At 38.8% G+C, this 15,527-nt stretch carries 11 protein-coding genes; 5 read left to right on the top strand and 6 right to left on the bottom strand.

Features of this window, described 5'->3' with window-relative positions; genetic code table 11:
* Positions 1-9: 9 nt before the first annotated feature.
* Positions 10-1,080 carry a CsgG/HfaB family protein gene (locus tag RB215_RS16905; RefSeq protein WP_011329877.1) on the bottom strand — a complete coding sequence of 357 codons (1,071 nt, stop codon included), beginning with the start codon at positions 1,078-1,080 and terminating at the stop codon, positions 10-12.
* Between the two features lie 88 nt (positions 1,081-1,168).
* Between RB215_RS16905 and RB215_RS16900 the strand changes: the two genes are divergently transcribed.
* Together RB215_RS16900 and RB215_RS16895 are read left to right on the top strand one after the other, a co-directional pair.
* Complete coding sequence (locus RB215_RS16900; RefSeq protein WP_011329878.1) at positions 1,169-1,351, top strand: hypothetical protein; 183 nt, start codon at positions 1,169-1,171, stop codon at positions 1,349-1,351.
* A 159-nt stretch (positions 1,352-1,510) separates the two neighbouring features.
* Positions 1,511-1,759, top strand: coding sequence for a DUF4282 domain-containing protein (locus RB215_RS16895; RefSeq protein WP_011329879.1), 249 nt, complete (start codon positions 1,511-1,513; stop codon positions 1,757-1,759).
* A gap of 228 nt (positions 1,760-1,987) precedes the next feature.
* On the opposite strand, the gene RB215_RS16890 is transcribed toward RB215_RS16895, so the two are convergent.
* Both RB215_RS16890 and RB215_RS16885 read right to left on the bottom strand, forming a co-directional pair.
* Complete coding sequence (locus tag RB215_RS16890) at positions 1,988-4,228, bottom strand: EAL domain-containing protein (RefSeq protein WP_309217219.1); 2,241 nt, start codon at positions 4,226-4,228, stop codon at positions 1,988-1,990.
* A 214-nt stretch (positions 4,229-4,442) separates the two neighbouring features.
* Complete coding sequence (locus RB215_RS16885) at positions 4,443-5,345, bottom strand: LysR family transcriptional regulator (protein WP_089369169.1); 903 nt, start codon at positions 5,343-5,345, stop codon at positions 4,443-4,445.
* Positions 5,346-5,457: 112 nt separating this feature from the next.
* Here RB215_RS16885 and RB215_RS16880 point away from each other — a divergent pair, with 112 nt between their 5' ends.
* The 3 genes from RB215_RS16880 to RB215_RS16870 all read left to right on the top strand — a co-directional run bounded on the left by RB215_RS16880 (position 5,458) and on the right by RB215_RS16870 (position 9,541).
* Positions 5,458-6,219, top strand: a complete 762-nt coding sequence (locus RB215_RS16880; RefSeq protein ID WP_309217218.1) for an IS5 family transposase — start codon at positions 5,458-5,460, stop codon at positions 6,217-6,219.
* Positions 6,220-6,346: 127 nt separating this feature from the next.
* Entirely contained in the window at positions 6,347-8,326 is a 1,980-nt protein-coding gene (locus tag RB215_RS16875) for a ligand-gated channel protein (protein WP_089369170.1), read from the top strand.
* Between the two features lie 357 nt (positions 8,327-8,683).
* A complete protein-coding gene (locus RB215_RS16870) occupies positions 8,684-9,541 on the top strand; it encodes a PA4780 family RIO1-like protein kinase (protein WP_309217217.1) in 858 nt (285 codons plus the stop codon).
* A 163-nt stretch (positions 9,542-9,704) separates the two neighbouring features.
* On the opposite strand, the gene RB215_RS16865 is transcribed toward RB215_RS16870, so the two are convergent.
* From RB215_RS16865 to RB215_RS16855, 3 genes are all read right to left on the bottom strand, one after another.
* Positions 9,705-11,291, bottom strand: coding sequence for a sulfotransferase (locus RB215_RS16865; protein WP_309217216.1), 1,587 nt, complete (start codon positions 11,289-11,291; stop codon positions 9,705-9,707).
* An 82-nt stretch (positions 11,292-11,373) separates the two neighbouring features.
* Entirely contained in the window at positions 11,374-13,791 is a 2,418-nt protein-coding gene (locus tag RB215_RS16860) for a TonB-dependent receptor domain-containing protein (protein ID WP_309217215.1), read from the bottom strand.
* 688 nt (positions 13,792-14,479) lie between these two features.
* Complete coding sequence (locus tag RB215_RS16855) at positions 14,480-15,340, bottom strand: DMT family transporter (RefSeq protein ID WP_089369173.1); 861 nt, start codon at positions 15,338-15,340, stop codon at positions 14,480-14,482.
* Positions 15,341-15,527 lie beyond the last annotated feature (187 nt).

Genomic DNA, 15,527 nt, shown 5'->3' with positions numbered 1-15,527 from the left:
AAGTTTGTTTTATAAACGATTGTGGTTATTATTTTGAGCTAGTTTAGCATTATGTTTGTTACGATCTAACAAACGCTGCTCACCTTCAATAATATACTTTAGCTCATCAACATCCATAGTTAGATTATGAGACTTTTGATAATATGCAAGGGCTAGCTCTAGGTCAGCTGCTCTTTCTGCACAAACAGCATTATTATAATTAATTGCTAGTGATTCAGAATAAATACTTTGAGCTCTACTAAACATCTTACAGGCGTTATCTGGCATATCTTTTTCAGCAAACTCTATTCCCATATCCAGCATTTTTTCAGCATCGTCGGACATGTCAGAATCATCCGATTCCATTAATTCAACTAATTTTGTAACGCTATGCGGGGCAACATCTTGAATTAGTTCTTCTGATATCTGAGAAACTGCTTGCCCTAATAGCGCACTATCAGAATTGTGAGGATCATCACCTTCGCAAACTTTACTGCTTACCTGTTGGCTGTATCGTTTTGTGAAAATGATTTCACCAGATTCAACAGATATTGCTTTTGGCTCTAGTATTACTTTAGCTAGTTTTTCAGAGCATCGAACTTTAACATCACGAGAGCGTTTGCATTTATACCATTTGTCACCTTTTTCAACACATTCACTACGCTCTTCGTAATAGGTTGATGTTTCAACATCAGAACCATACAGAGCGGTTACTAAAGTGTCTGCGCCAGTAAGTTTACCTAATCGAGTACGATTATTTGAGTTTGTTAGGTCACCTTCATTAAAGCGCTGTTGAGCAATTACTTTATCAAGCGCTGCTTGATCAACAAAAGTAAAGTATGGCTTGTCATTAACGCGAATAGCTGAAAGGTTACTTTCAATTAAGTTCACTGCATTTGAAGAGCTTCTATCGGTAATAACAGCAATACGTTTTATTTTATCGGTGTTATCTTGATTAGCTGGGCGCATGTAGGTTACAGGTAGTTTTGCTGTTGTTAGTAGATTATTTAAGCCACCAATCATGCCGTTAATTTTACTATCTAAAGCACAACCAGATAACAAAATGCTAGAAATTACAGCAAACTGAATTCCTTTTTTCATTAAATATCCCTATTAAGTTTATATTCATATTTGTTGCTTATTTTTAACAGCTGTTATTAAATGAGTCAATTAAATATAAGTAAAACCTATGGAATTTCATGCTTTTTACTTATTCTTTAGCACTAATAACACACAAGATACCTTTAATAACCTAGTGGCTAAATCAGGTAAACGTTTAGATCCCGGTTCACGCGAAGCGCTTTACGAAGAGTTCAAAGCGCAAAAAGCAATGAAAGACTTAGAAAAAGAACTCGATAATTTAAATAAGTAACTGCGACACCTAATTTTTAATTTAATAGCGTAATTAGCTTTAATTAAATATACAGCCTGTTAGCTTTATTAAGGCTAGCTAGATAATAACTATGAGGGCTAGTAAGCGCTCATTTTTGTGAAATAAAAATTTACTGACTATTTTAAAAAGGACTAAAAAATGAAAGATATTTTTTTCTTTGAATCTATGCTGACACCTAAAATCATTACTTTTGTATATTGGTTAATGTTACTAGGTGCTGTAATTTCTGGTGTAACCACTATGTTTGTGCAGTACGGTGGTGGTTTTTGGGCTGGGCTTGGTATTATTGTTGGTGGTGTAATTGGCGCTAGAATTTGGTGTGAACTACTTATCGTTTTATTCAAAATTCACGAGAATTTACAAAAAATAGCTAATAAATCAGAATAAAATTTTAACGTGTCACAGTAAGTTTCAGTTAGAAATAAAACCAGACACGTTATTTTATCCAAAAAACTCCGAGAAAACCCATTGATCGACACGAAGTGGCGTCGATGGTAGTTCACTTTAACCACTTTGAGGTTCAAAAAGCCTAAAATGCATTTGCAAATATAGTTCTAAGTAAATTATTTATAAAGAGGTTAGGGGGGGCGCTGCGCTTCTTATTCTTTGCTGTTACTAACTGTTACGTTGTTGTTTTAACCAAGAAATAAACTCAGCTGCGGGCATAGGATAAGCCATATAATAGCCTTGAATACCGGTAATATTAAGTTGTGCGAGTGTTTTAGCTTGCTCTGCGGTTTCAACGCCTTCGGCAATAACATTAAAGCCAAGGTTGTGCGCAAGTGAGATTATAGTACTTACAATGGCAGACCCTCTATTACCTTCATGTATTTTATCAATAAAGCTTTTATCTATTTTTAGCTCATCAACGGGGTAAGTGTGTATATAGGCTAACGATGAATAACCAGTGCCAAAATCATCAATCGAAAACCTAAACCCTTTAGCTTTGAGCTGCTGCATTTGTGCAATATTTTCAGCCATGTCATCCAGTAAAATGCTTTCGGTTATCTCCAGTTTAAATCTTGTAGGAGATATACCAAACGCATCTACAATACTAACAATATTGTTGTATAAGGAATGTGTTATAAATTGGCAGGCGCTAATATTAATAGCAACACAAAATGAATCATGAAGTTGCTGTGTTTGCTCTAGCGTTTTAATTAACATGCAGGCGTCAAACAGTACACTGCTTTGCAATTGATCAATCAGACCAGATTGTTCCGCAACAGGAATAAAGTAGTAGGGTGATATAATGCCTTTTATAGGGTGTATCCAGCGAATTAATGCCTCAGCGGCTATAATATTACCTTGGCAATCAAGTTGCGGCTGAAAGTAAGCCGCAAACTGCTTTTCTTTTATTGCAGTTATAATGTCGCTTTCTAATTGTAAACGTAAGTCTAATTCGTGTTGCAGTGCCGGATCGTAAAACGCAAAACGATGGCCGCCAAATTTTTTGGCGCTATACATAGCTGTATCGGCCCTCTTTAATACATCGTTGCTTGTTGTGTCTGGGCCTTCAATAAAACTAATGCCAATACTGACGGTAATTTTATAACTACAGTTGTTTATTTTAAATGGGTTTTTGAAGCAGTCGAGTATTTGGTTGGCACACACTATTGCCTGGCTTTGTGCATTGTTTTTATTACTACTTAGGTGCTTAGGTAAAATTACAAATTCATCGCCACCAATTCGCGCAATAATACCTGCATTTTTAATAACGGTTTTTAACCGCATAGCAACTTCTAGTAAAACCTCGTCACCGATAACATGGCCTAATGAATCATTAATGCGCTTAAAGTCATTTAAATCTAAAAATAATAGAGTGCCAAATAAAAGCTGCTTTTTAGATTCGCTGATCATCAATTCAAGCGTGTCAGTTAGCATGCGGCGATTAGGCAATGTGGTTAATGGGTCGTAAAACACCAACTTTTTAACTTGCTCTTCAGCAAGTTTACGCTCGGTAATGTCGCGTATCATCCATAAAACATGTTTTTTATTTGGCTCATCAAGTAGGTAGTTATTAATAATTGACGTTCTAGCTTCAAAAATATGTCGGTTACCCATACAATTAAGTTCGTACTCGTACAGTTGTACTTGCTCTGTTTTCAGTGTTTTAGTAATGATAGAGATTACTTTATTAGGATCACCTAATGGTAGCGAGCTTATGCGCTGCTCATTATTTAAGCTATTACATTGCAACTCGTTGCTAGCACCATAACTTTCAATATACCGCGCTTGTTCATCAAAAATGATTCCTAAATCGGGGATCACCTCAATAAATGCTTTTAATTTATCGTTAGAACGTTGTAGCTCTAAACTAAGTGCTTTTTCTCTTGCGACAGAGCGCGCTTTTTCTATTGCTAGGCCCGATAAATGAGTAAAGCGTTCAATAAGCTTTAAATCTAATGCGGTTGGTGCGTTTGGATGCGTGTAATAAACGGCAAAACTACCGAGCACTTTGTTGTCTGAGGAAAAAATAGGAGTAGACCAACACGCTTGCAAACCATGTGCTAATGCAATAGTTTTATAATTAGCCCAAAGTGGGCTAGTAGCTATGTTACTAACAATAACTTGTTGCTCTGTGTACACTGCAGTGCCACATGAGCCTACATTATCTCCAATTGTAACACCGTCTATTGCTTGGCAATATTCAGGGGGAAGTTTAGGCGCAGCACCGTGGCGAAGTTGGTTGCCCTCTAGAGTTAAAATCGAGCTTTTAGCATTTTTAGAGTCAATTATTGCTTCAATTTGCTCGCAGATATTATGCAGGCACAGGTGTATATCTACACCCAATGCGATCTGCTCTATAATCTGTTGTTGGGCTGCAAATAATGCTGAATGTTGTGCTGGAGTCACTCAGAAAAGTTCCTAAATAATAGTTAATGTGTCTGAGCGCATAGCGTTAATAAAAACGAGAAATTTATTTTATATTAATTAAGCAGCACCTTATTGATATTGTAAACATTATCTAATTTAACTCAATACTAGAGTCGAATAAAATTTAAACTCTTTTCGTTTTTATTTTTAACTGGTTGTTATCATTTGTTATATATAACAATAATGCTAATTGTTATAAGTGGTGCTTAGTGCCTAAGGTGACTTCAGCGAAGTGCTTTTTTAAAATATCGAGTAACGCATAAGTCTTTGCAGCAATAAAATCTCGTTTTGGCGTTACTGCATACACAGTGTAGTTTGAACGTTGCCAGTCTTTATTAAGTTGCTTTAACTCTTTGTTTTTAATGCGTTCGCGCACTTCTGGCTCTGGTAGCATTGCATAACCTAATCCATCGCATACTAATTGAATAACTGATTGCATATTATTTACTTTTATACGCGGAGCATTAAGTGTGTATGGTGCGCTGTTTGGCTTAAATAATTGATAGTTTAAATGGCTGTGAGCTATATGAGCGTGCTGGTTTAATTGTTCAATACATTGATCATTTTTTGCTAAAGGGTGCGTCGCATTAACACAAAGAGCATAAGGCCATTGGGCTAATTTTCGGGCTATTAAATTTGAGTCGTTAAGTGGGCCAATACACAATGCTAAGTCGGCTCCTTCTTTAAGCATATCAACAGGTTCATCTGTCAAAATTAGTTCTATGTTTAATTTTGGGTGTAGCTCTATTAAGCGTTTTAATGGTTCAGAAAGTAACCCAGCGCCAAAGCCAACAGGGGCAACTAATTTAAGTTTGCCACTTGGTATACCAGTTAAATACTGTAGTTTTTGTTTAGTCTGCTCTGCTGTTTGCAGCAGCTTTTTACAGCTTTGATAATAAATATCACCCGCTTCAGTTAAGCTTAATGATCGTGGACTACGATTGAATAAGTTTAACCCAACCTCTTGTTCTAATGTTTTAATTTGCTGACTTACAGCAGAAGTAGTCATGCCTAATTGTTTAGCAGCTAAGCTCATACTGTTTGTTTCTACTATGCGCACAAACATAGTTAACGAGCGTGTTAACTTGATATTCATAGTAATTAAGTTTTCCTTAATTTAGGGCGTGTTGATCTTTGTGGTATGAAAAACAAACAGCATGAAGATAAGGTATAATTGAATTCGCCAGAAAACTTTACACCGAACCTACATGCCAAGATTAATGTTAACAGACGGGACATGGAATGTCTTATCAAAAGTAATGTACTTAAGTGGTCGAATTTATAATAAGCCCGACCATAGAAAAACGCTCGAAGGCATACTGTATAAGATGCGCACAGGTATTCCATGGCGAGATTTACCTTCTGATTTTGGCCGTTGGAGTGCTATCTACAGACGGTTTAATTTATGGTCCAAAAAAGGGATTTTGAATGAACTGTTTCGCGCATTATCTCGTGATGCGGACATGGATTGGGTCTTCATTGATGGCAGTATTGTCGGGGCTCATCAACATAGTTGCGGTGCAAGAACTGCTGACAATGAATCAATTGGAAAGAGCCGAGGTGGAAATTCTACGAAAATTCATCTTGCAGTCGATAGCGGAGGGTTGCCTGTTTATTATGAATTATCCTGTGGAAATACGCATGATATCGTCCATGCAGAGTCACTCGTAGCTAATTGCCCAACAAGTAATATGGTTGTCGCAGATAAAGGCTACGACAGTGAAAAACTGAGAGCGTTTGTTCGTGATAATAACGCTACACCCGTTATTCCACGTAAGGGCAACAGTTTAGTAGGCAATGAAGATATTGACTGGTGCATGTACAAATATCGGCACTTGGTTGAGAATGCATTTGGCCGTATTAAGCAATATAGAGGGATAGCCACGCGGTATGAAAAGCTTGAACGAAATTATCATTCAATGCTCGCTTTAGCATTTACTATGATGTGGCTACCAATGTGGGCTGATTGATATATGTACTACAAAGATCAACAGCCCCTAATTATTAGCATACTTATATTGCTCGGCAATGCACTTACCCTTAATATCGCAAATGCTAATCATTATCAATTAAGTAATTCTAACACGGGAAACAAATATGAACACCGCAAGTCGACAATTATTGCCTTTAAGTGCCGCAATTTTATTTACCTTTACAAATTATGCGCAAGCAAATAAAACAAACGATGACATGGAAGTGATGGTAGTCACTGCGTCAGGGTATGAGCAGCTAATTAAAAATGCACCAGCATCTATTAGTGTGATTGATAGAGAAGAGTTAGCGAGTCGTTTTTACCGTGATTTAACCGACGCTATGACAGACGTGCCCGGCGTTATAGTGACTGGCGGTGGCGACAGAAAAGATATTAGTTTGCGCGGCATGGCTAATGGCTATACATTAATATTAATAGATGGCCAACGACAAACATCGCGCGAAACACGGCCAAATAGTGACGGTCCAGGTGTTGAGGGGGCATGGACACCGCCTATTGGGGCCATTGAACGTATAGAAGTTATTCGCGGTCCAATGTCATCTTTATATGGCTCTGATGCGATAGGCGGGGTAATCAATATAATTACTCGTAAAACACCTGAGCAGTGGTACGGCGAGGTGCGTTTAGATAGTACGATTCAACAAAGTAATGAGTCTGGGAACATTAACCAAGCTAACTTTTTTACAGCGGGCTCATTAGTTGATGAACTACTTGGAGTACAGCTATACGGGCAATTTACAAAACGCGATGAAGATGACCTAGTCGCCGGTTTTAGAGGTAAAGAGCAAAATAATCTTAAAGCTAAGTTTATAGTAACACCTAATAAAAATCACGAGGTTACATTAGAGCTTGGCCGTGCTGAACAAACGTTAGATGCGACTGTGGGTAAAACAATTGCGCCACTTGCCCCAGGGGATGAGTGTGGTCGCAGTGGTTGTCCTGAATCAACAACTACACAATACGAGCAAAAAACCATCTCGGTAAGCCATAATGGTTATTATGACTTTGGTAGTTCTAATAGCTATATAAAGTACGATGAATATAATAATAAATCACGCGAAATGCTTATTAAAAATACTGATGCACAAACGATGTGGAGTATTCCGCTTGCGAGTGAGCATAATGCGACATTGGGCGCTTCCTATAAAAAAGAAGATTTAACCGATCATACCAGCAACAAATTAAGTGATGTATCGCAAATAGATAACGAGCAATGGTCTATATTTAGCGAAGATGAATGGCGAACCAGCGAGTTATTTGCATTAACCGGCGGTATTCGATACGACCATGATGGTAACTTTGGCGGCCATATTAGCCCACGTTTATATGGTGTGCTTAATGCGAGCGATAATTTAACCGTCAAAGGAGGTATATCTACCGGTTTTAAAGCACCTAGTTTACGAGCAACTACGCCAGAATGGGGGCAGGTTAGTCGCGGCGGTAATATATATGGTAATGCGAATTTGGCGCCTGAAAAATCAATAAATTATGAAGTAGGTGTTTATTACGATAAAGGTGAAAAGTTCAGTACCTCGGCCACTGTTTTCTATAATCAGTTTGACGATAAAATATCACGTATAGCTTGCCCATTAACTCAATGCACCGACGGTCCAAATGAATTTGGTTCAGACCCAACAACCTACGTAAATGTTGATGAAGCAGTAACACAAGGGTTTGAGCTATCAGCATCGCTTAAACTAAGCAGTAAAGTAAGTGCAAGCGCTAATTATACTTACACCGAATCGGAGCAAAAAACGGGCACTTATGCAGGAAGCCCATTAAATCAGTTACCAACACACTTACTGCAAACCTCTGTTAATTGGGTTTTAAGCGATGCATTTAGTGCATGGGCACGTATGCACTATCGCGGGGAAGAAAGCCAACCTACAACTGGGCCATCGCAAAGTAGCTTAATTGCTCCAAGCTATACCACAGCAGATTTAGGTGCAAACTATCAATTAAGTAACAACATTAAATTAGGCGTGGGGGTTTATAACTTATTTGATAAAGAAATTAGCGAAGTAGAGTATGGTTATGTAGAAGACGGACGTCGTTATTGGGCTTCTTTAGCATGGCAGTTTTAAGTGCTTTAATTAGCTATTTAATGACTTCTTTTTAAAAAATAAATAATGGCTATATACTAAATAGCCATTATTTATTGTAGTTAGGCATAAATTTTATTGCAGTAAATGCAGCCAGTATTAAAGTTTGTTTAAAAAAGCTGAAAAATTATAAAATGCGGTTGGCTTTTACGCTTGAGTCGCTTATTCTAGCCACATATATGTAGCTGCTTAGTTTACACTTAAATGTTATTACTGCTTGCTACTACTCTATAATCGCACTTAATCCGCAAAGGTAACACCTCGTTTGAACCACCTAGACAACCATAACCAAGTTAATAAAATAAACGTTATTAGCGCCTTTTATTTAGCAGAAAATCTGTGAAAATTCCTAAACGCCTACAACCGCTAGTTGATGATGGTTTAATTGATGACGTACTCAGCAGGCTTATGAGCGGTAAAGAAGCCGATGTTTTTGTAGTGCAGTGTGGCGATCATATTCGCTGCGCTAAAGTTTATAAAGAAGCCAGTAAACGTAGTTTTAAAAAAGCCGCACAATATCAAGAAGGCCGTAAAGTTCGTGGTGGGCGCCAAGCGCGTGCTATGGGTAAACGCTCAAGTTATGGTCGCCAATTAGAAGAAGAGATTTGGCAAAATGCCGAAGTTGATGCGCTATCACGTTTAGCGAGTGCCGGTGTACGTGTACCCGACACCTACGGCTGTATTGATGGTGTGTTGCTAATGGAGCTTGTGTGCGATGACAGCGGCGATGTTGCACCGCAGTTAGGTAATGTAGCTCTTAGTGAACAAGAGGCGACTAGGCAGCATAGCTTAATGATGCATTACATTAAATTAATGTTGTGTGCGGGTATCATCCACGGCGACTTATCAGAATTTAATGTGTTGGTTGACAGCAAAGGCCCGGTAATTATTGACTTACCGCAAGCGGTTAATGCTGCAGCGAATAATAGCGCCGAAGCAATGTTTGCTCGCGATGTTAATAATATGCGCCGTTATTACGGCGAATATGCCCCAGCTTTATTGCAAACTCAATACGCCAAAGAAATGTGGGCATTGTTTTCTGAGGCTAACTTAACGGCTAACTCCACTTTAACAGGTGAATTTGAAGATAACAGTGAAGCCGCAGATGTTGATGCAATACTTGAAGAAATTGAAGCCGCTCGTGAAGAAGAGCTGGAGCGCTTAGACCGTATTCGAGACGTTGACGAAGATGCTTAAACTTAATTAAATTAAGCTGATGTCTAGCGTTTAGTAGCTAGACATCAAACCGTTGCAGTTAAATTCAATAAAACAAAGGTTAACTTAATCGCGGCCTGAGCCCGTATAAAGCAAAATGTTTTTTGTTTTAACGCTTTCCCTTTCACCTTGAGTAATTTAGCAGTTATTTCACTCCTATTCCCTGCGCTTTAAAGTACTGCTGTATTTCATTTGTATGTGGTTTAAATGCACGCCAGCGGCCAATAGCTTTGTTGTTGAGCGGTTGACGAACCTGCACTTTACTGGCGGTAGAAACCGGCGCTGTATTTAAATGAAAATCAATACACTGCGGTTGCCACGCTAAATCACAAAACTTAACTAAATCTTTAATTTGCACTTCGGGCTGTGCTACTAACTCCTCGTACTGAACTAATTTTATTGTATTTTTATGCAAACTTTGAAAATGCTGCATGAGTTTATAAAAACGGCTATAAAATTTAGCGGTATCAAGTAAATCTAACGAATAAGCGTAATAAGGGTTATTAATACTAAATAGTTGGCGATAGTTACCAATACAGGTGTCCATTGGGTCGCGCAGCAGGCAAATTATTTTTGCATTAGGTAATGCTTTGCTTATTAAATCAATATAAAAAAAGTTAAAGGGGAGTTTATCAATAAAGTGTTTACTATTGCCTGTAACTACACGGGTAGCATTTAAGTAATGAGTGCCAAGTTGCTCAAAGTTAATTTGATAGGCGCTACTCAAGGTTTGGTTATCAAGCACGTGCGGCGAGGTGGTTTTGCTTATTTTTTTAACACACAAGCCAAAGTCTTGCAGCTCCCCTGCTGATTGCACGTCGCTGTGGCTTGATAAAATACGCTCTACTAAGGTGGTGCCAGAGCGCGGCATACCTAAAACAAAAATAGGCTCGTTGCTTGGGTTACCTGAGGCGTTTGGCTCGTTATGCTCAAGGCTTAATTTTTTAATATGTGCAAATAAAGCCGCTGATCCCTCGTTATCAAATGGGCTGTTTTTAAGTTTATCGGCTTTACCTTGTTGCAGTGCTAAAAAGGCATCCGAAAATGCGCCAATATCTTGATATTCTTTTGCTAGAGCATGGCCAATATGTAGTTTTGCATCGGGGTGAGTAACCTGTTCAGCAACCGTTTTTAAGCGTTCAATATGGTTAGTTTGCGTACTTGCCTTAGTTAAATCGCTCAATGCAAAGTGGCTTTGGTGGTGTAATGGTTTTAGAGTAATAGCATTTTCAAACGCATTTTGAGCTTGCTCAAAAAGGCCTAAAAACTTAGCGCAAACACCAAAGTTATAAAAGAACTGTGCTTGCGGAGTTTGTTTGTTATTTGCCAGTGTTAACGCGTATTCAAAGTAATTTATCGCTTGTTCGTGTAAACCCGCTTGTGTGAGTGCAACGCCTAAAGTGTCTGCATCCAGCGCTTTGGTTATTTTGCTAAGTGCAACACTTAATGCGGTTGCTTTGGCTTTTTGTAGTTGTCCTGTAAGTGCGTAACATTTTGCCAGTTGCGCTGTGTATTCAACATTTTCTTGCAAACCTTGCGCTTTTTCAATCAGCTGAATGGCTTTGTAAATTTGCCCCACTTGTAGGTTTACCATAGCTAGTAAAAAATAGCCGTCTGCAAAGTCTGGTTTTTGGGTAACAAGTTCAACTAAAGTTTTATGTGCTTGTTGCACATCACCTTGGTTTAAGTAATTTATGGCGCTTTGATGTAACTGTTTTAGGCTAGGGGGCATAGTTAGCTCGTATAAATAAAAAGGCTCAAATAAATTTGAGCCTTTATGACATAGATTAAGTACAGTTTAAATGTAATTTAAATTATATTTCAAACTTGTAGTTAAATTTAATGCCTACCGTAAGAGGGCGGTTAATGTAATGGCCATAGTTACGTTGTATTTCTGCGCCATTAGCACTTGTAATATCGGCATCTGAGCGACGCACCGATGTAACAGCATATTTATTAAACATATTATCAACATATAATGTAGTTGACCACGCATCTGCAGTTAACTTAGCAGAAATATTACTTAAGCTGTAACCTGGTAGTACTTCACCACTATCACGTAAACCAACTTTTGAAATAACGTCGCTTTGCGCAGTTAAGCCGTAGTTTATATCTAATGTTTTGTCGTTAAACACGTCAGTTTGGTAATTAATACCTAATGAAAACTGATGCTCTGGTGAACCAGGTAAACGATCGCCATCTGCAGCGCCATCAGTACCGTCGGCGTTAAATAAAAATGGTGCATCTGATGTTAGCTCCGCTTTAGTGTAAGCGTATGTTGCATAGGCGCTAAATGAGTCTGATAAAATAGCGCGAGTAGCAATTTCAATGCCTTTTGCGTTAGCACTGCCAGCGTTTGAAAGGTAAGGCAGTTGCCCCACTGCGGTTGCCCCAGTAATTTGCGCATTGTCCCAATCTACGTTAAAGAGTGCAGCGTTAAAGTGTAACTGACTTCTAAACCATGTACTTTTAAAGCCAAGCTCGTAATTGGTCGTTATATCGGCATCAAATAGCATTTCATCTGGTTTACCACAGCCTGTTTGTTGATCATCAGGAAGTGGATCAGGGCACGGAACCAAGCCATTTGAACCACCAATTCTAAAGCCTTCACTTACCGTTACATAGCCCATTACGGTGTCATTAAATTGATACTTTGCGTTAAATTTTAACAGATTACCGTTATCACTTGCTGCATTCTCTTCAAAGTTAATAGCGATATCGTTAGGGCCAGCACCATCATATAATGTATTTGCTAACGGAAAGTCAAAAGCGGCTTTAGACTTTACATCGTATTCGTAAAAGCGCACACCAAGCGTTATATCTAGTTTGTCGGTTACTTGATAACCCACTTCACCAAAAAGAGCCGACTCTGTTACTTTGCTGCTCGTTATTTCTAGGTACTCTAGTGCATCAGGTCTAAGTTGAGTTGCGCCAAAGTTATCAACCGCAAACTGATCAAAACCTGGTGTAAATTCTCTACTTGATGCATCTGTGTCTTTTTTATTATAAAAACCACCTACTATCCAACTAAAATCGCTATCACTTTGTGATACTAAACGCAGCTCTTGGGTAAAAGTATCTACTTCATCAATTTCGCGGGTAAATGTTGAAAATGCTGGAAATTCTTCGTAGCCATAATCAAGACGGATCAGTAAATCTGTTTGGTCGCGTTGACCTTCAGCTTCAAAGCTTGATATACCGGTAGCCGATACTAACTCTGCAAAGCCTAAGTCTGCTTTGAGTTCTAGGCTAAGTAATTGATCTTCTTTCACGCGTGGCTCTTCGTAACGATACGCTGATTCGTACTTACCAATTATATCGCTTAAGCCATTGTTTGCATTTAAGCTGTTGCTATGAACAATTGAACGACCTTCGCTGTCTTGTTTTTGATAAAAATAGTTAAGCGTACCTTCAAAAGACTCACTCGCTTTATAACGAACTGATATACGCCCTGTAGTGGTGGTTTCGCCATTGGCATCTTTTACTTGTTTAAGGTTGTTGTTAACGGCATCAGTATTGCTCCAATCAGGATCGCTAAGCGATACTCCCGGCTCACGAACAACATAATTGTAATCTACAAAACCCGGATCTTTATATAGGTTTAAGCTAGTACGTATGGCAAGCGTATCTTCAATAATTGGTAAGTTGAAAATAAAGCCGCCTTCACCGCCTACTGAGTCACTTTCTTGGGTTTGAAAAACATCACCGTAAATTTCGCCTGAGGTATAATCAAGCTCTGGCGCTTTTAGCATGTAACGAATGGCGCCGCCTAATGTACCTGCGCCATATAATGTACCTTGTGGCCCAATGAGTACTTCTACGCGCTCAATATCAACGAGGCGCATATCAACGCTTACCGGAATTTCATTAATATATGTTGCTACGGTGCCGCCATCTGACGCTGGACCCGATGAGTTAGTATTTAAACCACGTACAATAATAGGTGAGCCTTCGCGGCCACCTTGGTCAGTAATTGTTAAACCAGGAACCCAGCGTGCTACATCGGCAAGTTCACTAATGTTTTGATCTTTCATTACATCAGCGTCAAGCGCGGTTATATTAAGTGGTGCTGCTTGTACAGAGCCGCTGCGTCGTGTTGCCGTAACCTCTATAACTTCAAGTGATTTGTTTTTTGTAACCACTTGTTCTTGAGCTGAAGCGGTATTAGAGAATAAAACCACACTTGAAAGTGTGCTTGAAATAGCCAAGGTTAACAGGCTTGGTTTAAACATAAAAAGTGATCCTAGTGCAATTAGTTATAATGAGTAAGTAAGGGTTTTAGTTTATCAGGGTGGAATACATCTGGGAATAAAAATATGAATTATAATTCACTTTTATAGAATAAATATTGCCTCTAAATTTGTTTAGATTAATAAATAACCACTAGCAACAATTACTTGCTTAAAAAGCATTCAGTAAGCTCTTGCTGCTTAGTTGTTAAAAGCTAAACAGTAGTAAAATTTTATAACAAGATGTGAGTAGCGAGTGACATTACACGGATGAGCAAAACCGTTATGCATTTAAATGCAAGCTGAGGGTTAAAGTAACAAGCAGAAATGAGACAAAAAATATGGCCGTTTTCATTAAAAAATTAAAGTCACTAGGGGGTAGGGCGTATTTATCTTTTGAGGTTGAATTTACAGCAGTGCGTTTGTTTTTTAGGCTAGGCAGAGCCTATGTAATGTGGTTATTCCCCAGAAGCAGGCGATAACGACGCATAAATGCCAAATATGTGCTGCCCGAAGGCTTCTATCTAGGGGGAAGTAACTTTTCCTGCATGGATGTAAGCCAGTAAAATAAAGCCGGGGCAGTTATTGAGCCCATTAGATAACAAACTTCGCGCCGGGATTAAATTGCCTCTAAATTGAACAAATTTTAATCCCTAAGGTTAATACGCCCTAATCGCTTAATGAGGATAGTTTAACTGCTGCTTTGTGGTTTTGAAGTTGAACTGCCAACAGAGGCAATAATTACCAGTAATATTGCCAGCCACTGCCAAATAGACAATAGTTCGCCTAATATGAGTAATCCGGCTAATGCTGCAATTGCGGGCTCTAAACTCATCATAATACTAAAGCCTTGCGACGACATATTACGCAAAGTGATCATTTCTAGGGTATACGGCAGGGCGCTTGAGAGTACTGCAATAGCAATACCTAACGGAATAATATCCCAACTGAATGAAGAGGCTTGCAAAATTCCGCCATAGGGCACAAGTACAATGGCCGAAATAGTCATACCCATAGCCACAGTTGCACCACCAGAGCCTTGATTACCGGTTTTTTTACCAAAAAGAATATAACCTGCCCAACATGCACCAGCGGCAAGCGCCAATATAACGCCAACCGGATCTAGGCTTTCTTGGCCTTTCATATCAGGCAGTAATAATAAAATGCCCGCAATAGCACAGCCTACCCAAAATAGATCACGCTTACGGCGCGATGAAAATAATGCAACTGCTAATGGGCCGGTAAATTCAAGTGCAACGCCAATACCCAGTGGAATACGCTCTATGGCGTAATAAAACAAAATGTTCATACCGCCGAGGCTCAGGCCGTAAATTAAAATAGGAAATCGTTGGCCTGCGGCAGGTAAGTGTTTCCACGGTTTAAAAATCAGGCATAAAATAGTGGCAGAAAAACCTAAACGCAGTGCAGTAGTCCCTTCAGGGCCTACAATAGGGAAGAGTTGCTTGGCAAGCGACGCACCAGATTGGATAGTTACCATAGCGAGCAATATACAAAAAACAGCGAGTAAGAGTTCTTTCGTAGATGAATGCATTATTTTCCTTGTATATCACTATTAAATTTGGCGCATTCTACCTGTTTTTGATACTCGAGGTAAACTTATTCGATAAACAACATATTAAGCAACTTACGCTTTGTTATTGTTAAAGAAAACATATGTTGTTGCGACTGTTAAGCTCGTTGCTTCACAAGCTAAAAAGTAGTTAAAAACGTATGAGTGT

This window comes from Pseudoalteromonas sp. HL-AS2 (assembly GCF_031198805.1).
In the GTDB taxonomy this organism is placed as follows: domain Bacteria; phylum Pseudomonadota; class Gammaproteobacteria; order Enterobacterales; family Alteromonadaceae; genus Pseudoalteromonas; species Pseudoalteromonas nigrifaciens.
Note: the sequence above shows the minus strand (reverse complement) of the source record. Positions and strands in the feature narration are given on the sequence as shown.

Excerpts from the sequence above, each read along its gene's own strand:
- RB215_RS16905 (WP_011329877.1), bottom strand. The coding sequence starts at position 1,080 with ATGAAAAAAGGAATTCAGTTTGCTGTAATTTCTAGCATTTTGTTATCT.
- RB215_RS16900 (WP_011329878.1), top strand. The coding sequence starts at position 1,169 with ATGGAATTTCATGCTTTTTACTTATTCTTTAGCACTAATAACACACAA.
- RB215_RS16895 (WP_011329879.1), top strand. The coding sequence starts at position 1,511 with ATGAAAGATATTTTTTTCTTTGAATCTATGCTGACACCTAAAATCATT.
- RB215_RS16885 (WP_089369169.1), bottom strand. The coding sequence starts at position 5,345 with ATGAATATCAAGTTAACACGCTCGTTAACTATGTTTGTGCGCATAGTA.
- RB215_RS16880 (WP_309217218.1), top strand. The coding sequence starts at position 5,458 with ATGCCAAGATTAATGTTAACAGACGGGACATGGAATGTCTTATCAAAA.
- RB215_RS16875 (WP_089369170.1), top strand. The coding sequence starts at position 6,347 with ATGAACACCGCAAGTCGACAATTATTGCCTTTAAGTGCCGCAATTTTA.
- RB215_RS16865 (WP_309217216.1), bottom strand. The coding sequence starts at position 11,291 with ATGCCCCCTAGCCTAAAACAGTTACATCAAAGCGCCATAAATTACTTA.
- RB215_RS16860 (WP_309217215.1), bottom strand. The coding sequence starts at position 13,791 with ATGTTTAAACCAAGCCTGTTAACCTTGGCTATTTCAAGCACACTTTCA.
- RB215_RS16855 (WP_089369173.1), bottom strand. The coding sequence starts at position 15,340 with ATGCATTCATCTACGAAAGAACTCTTACTCGCTGTTTTTTGTATATTG.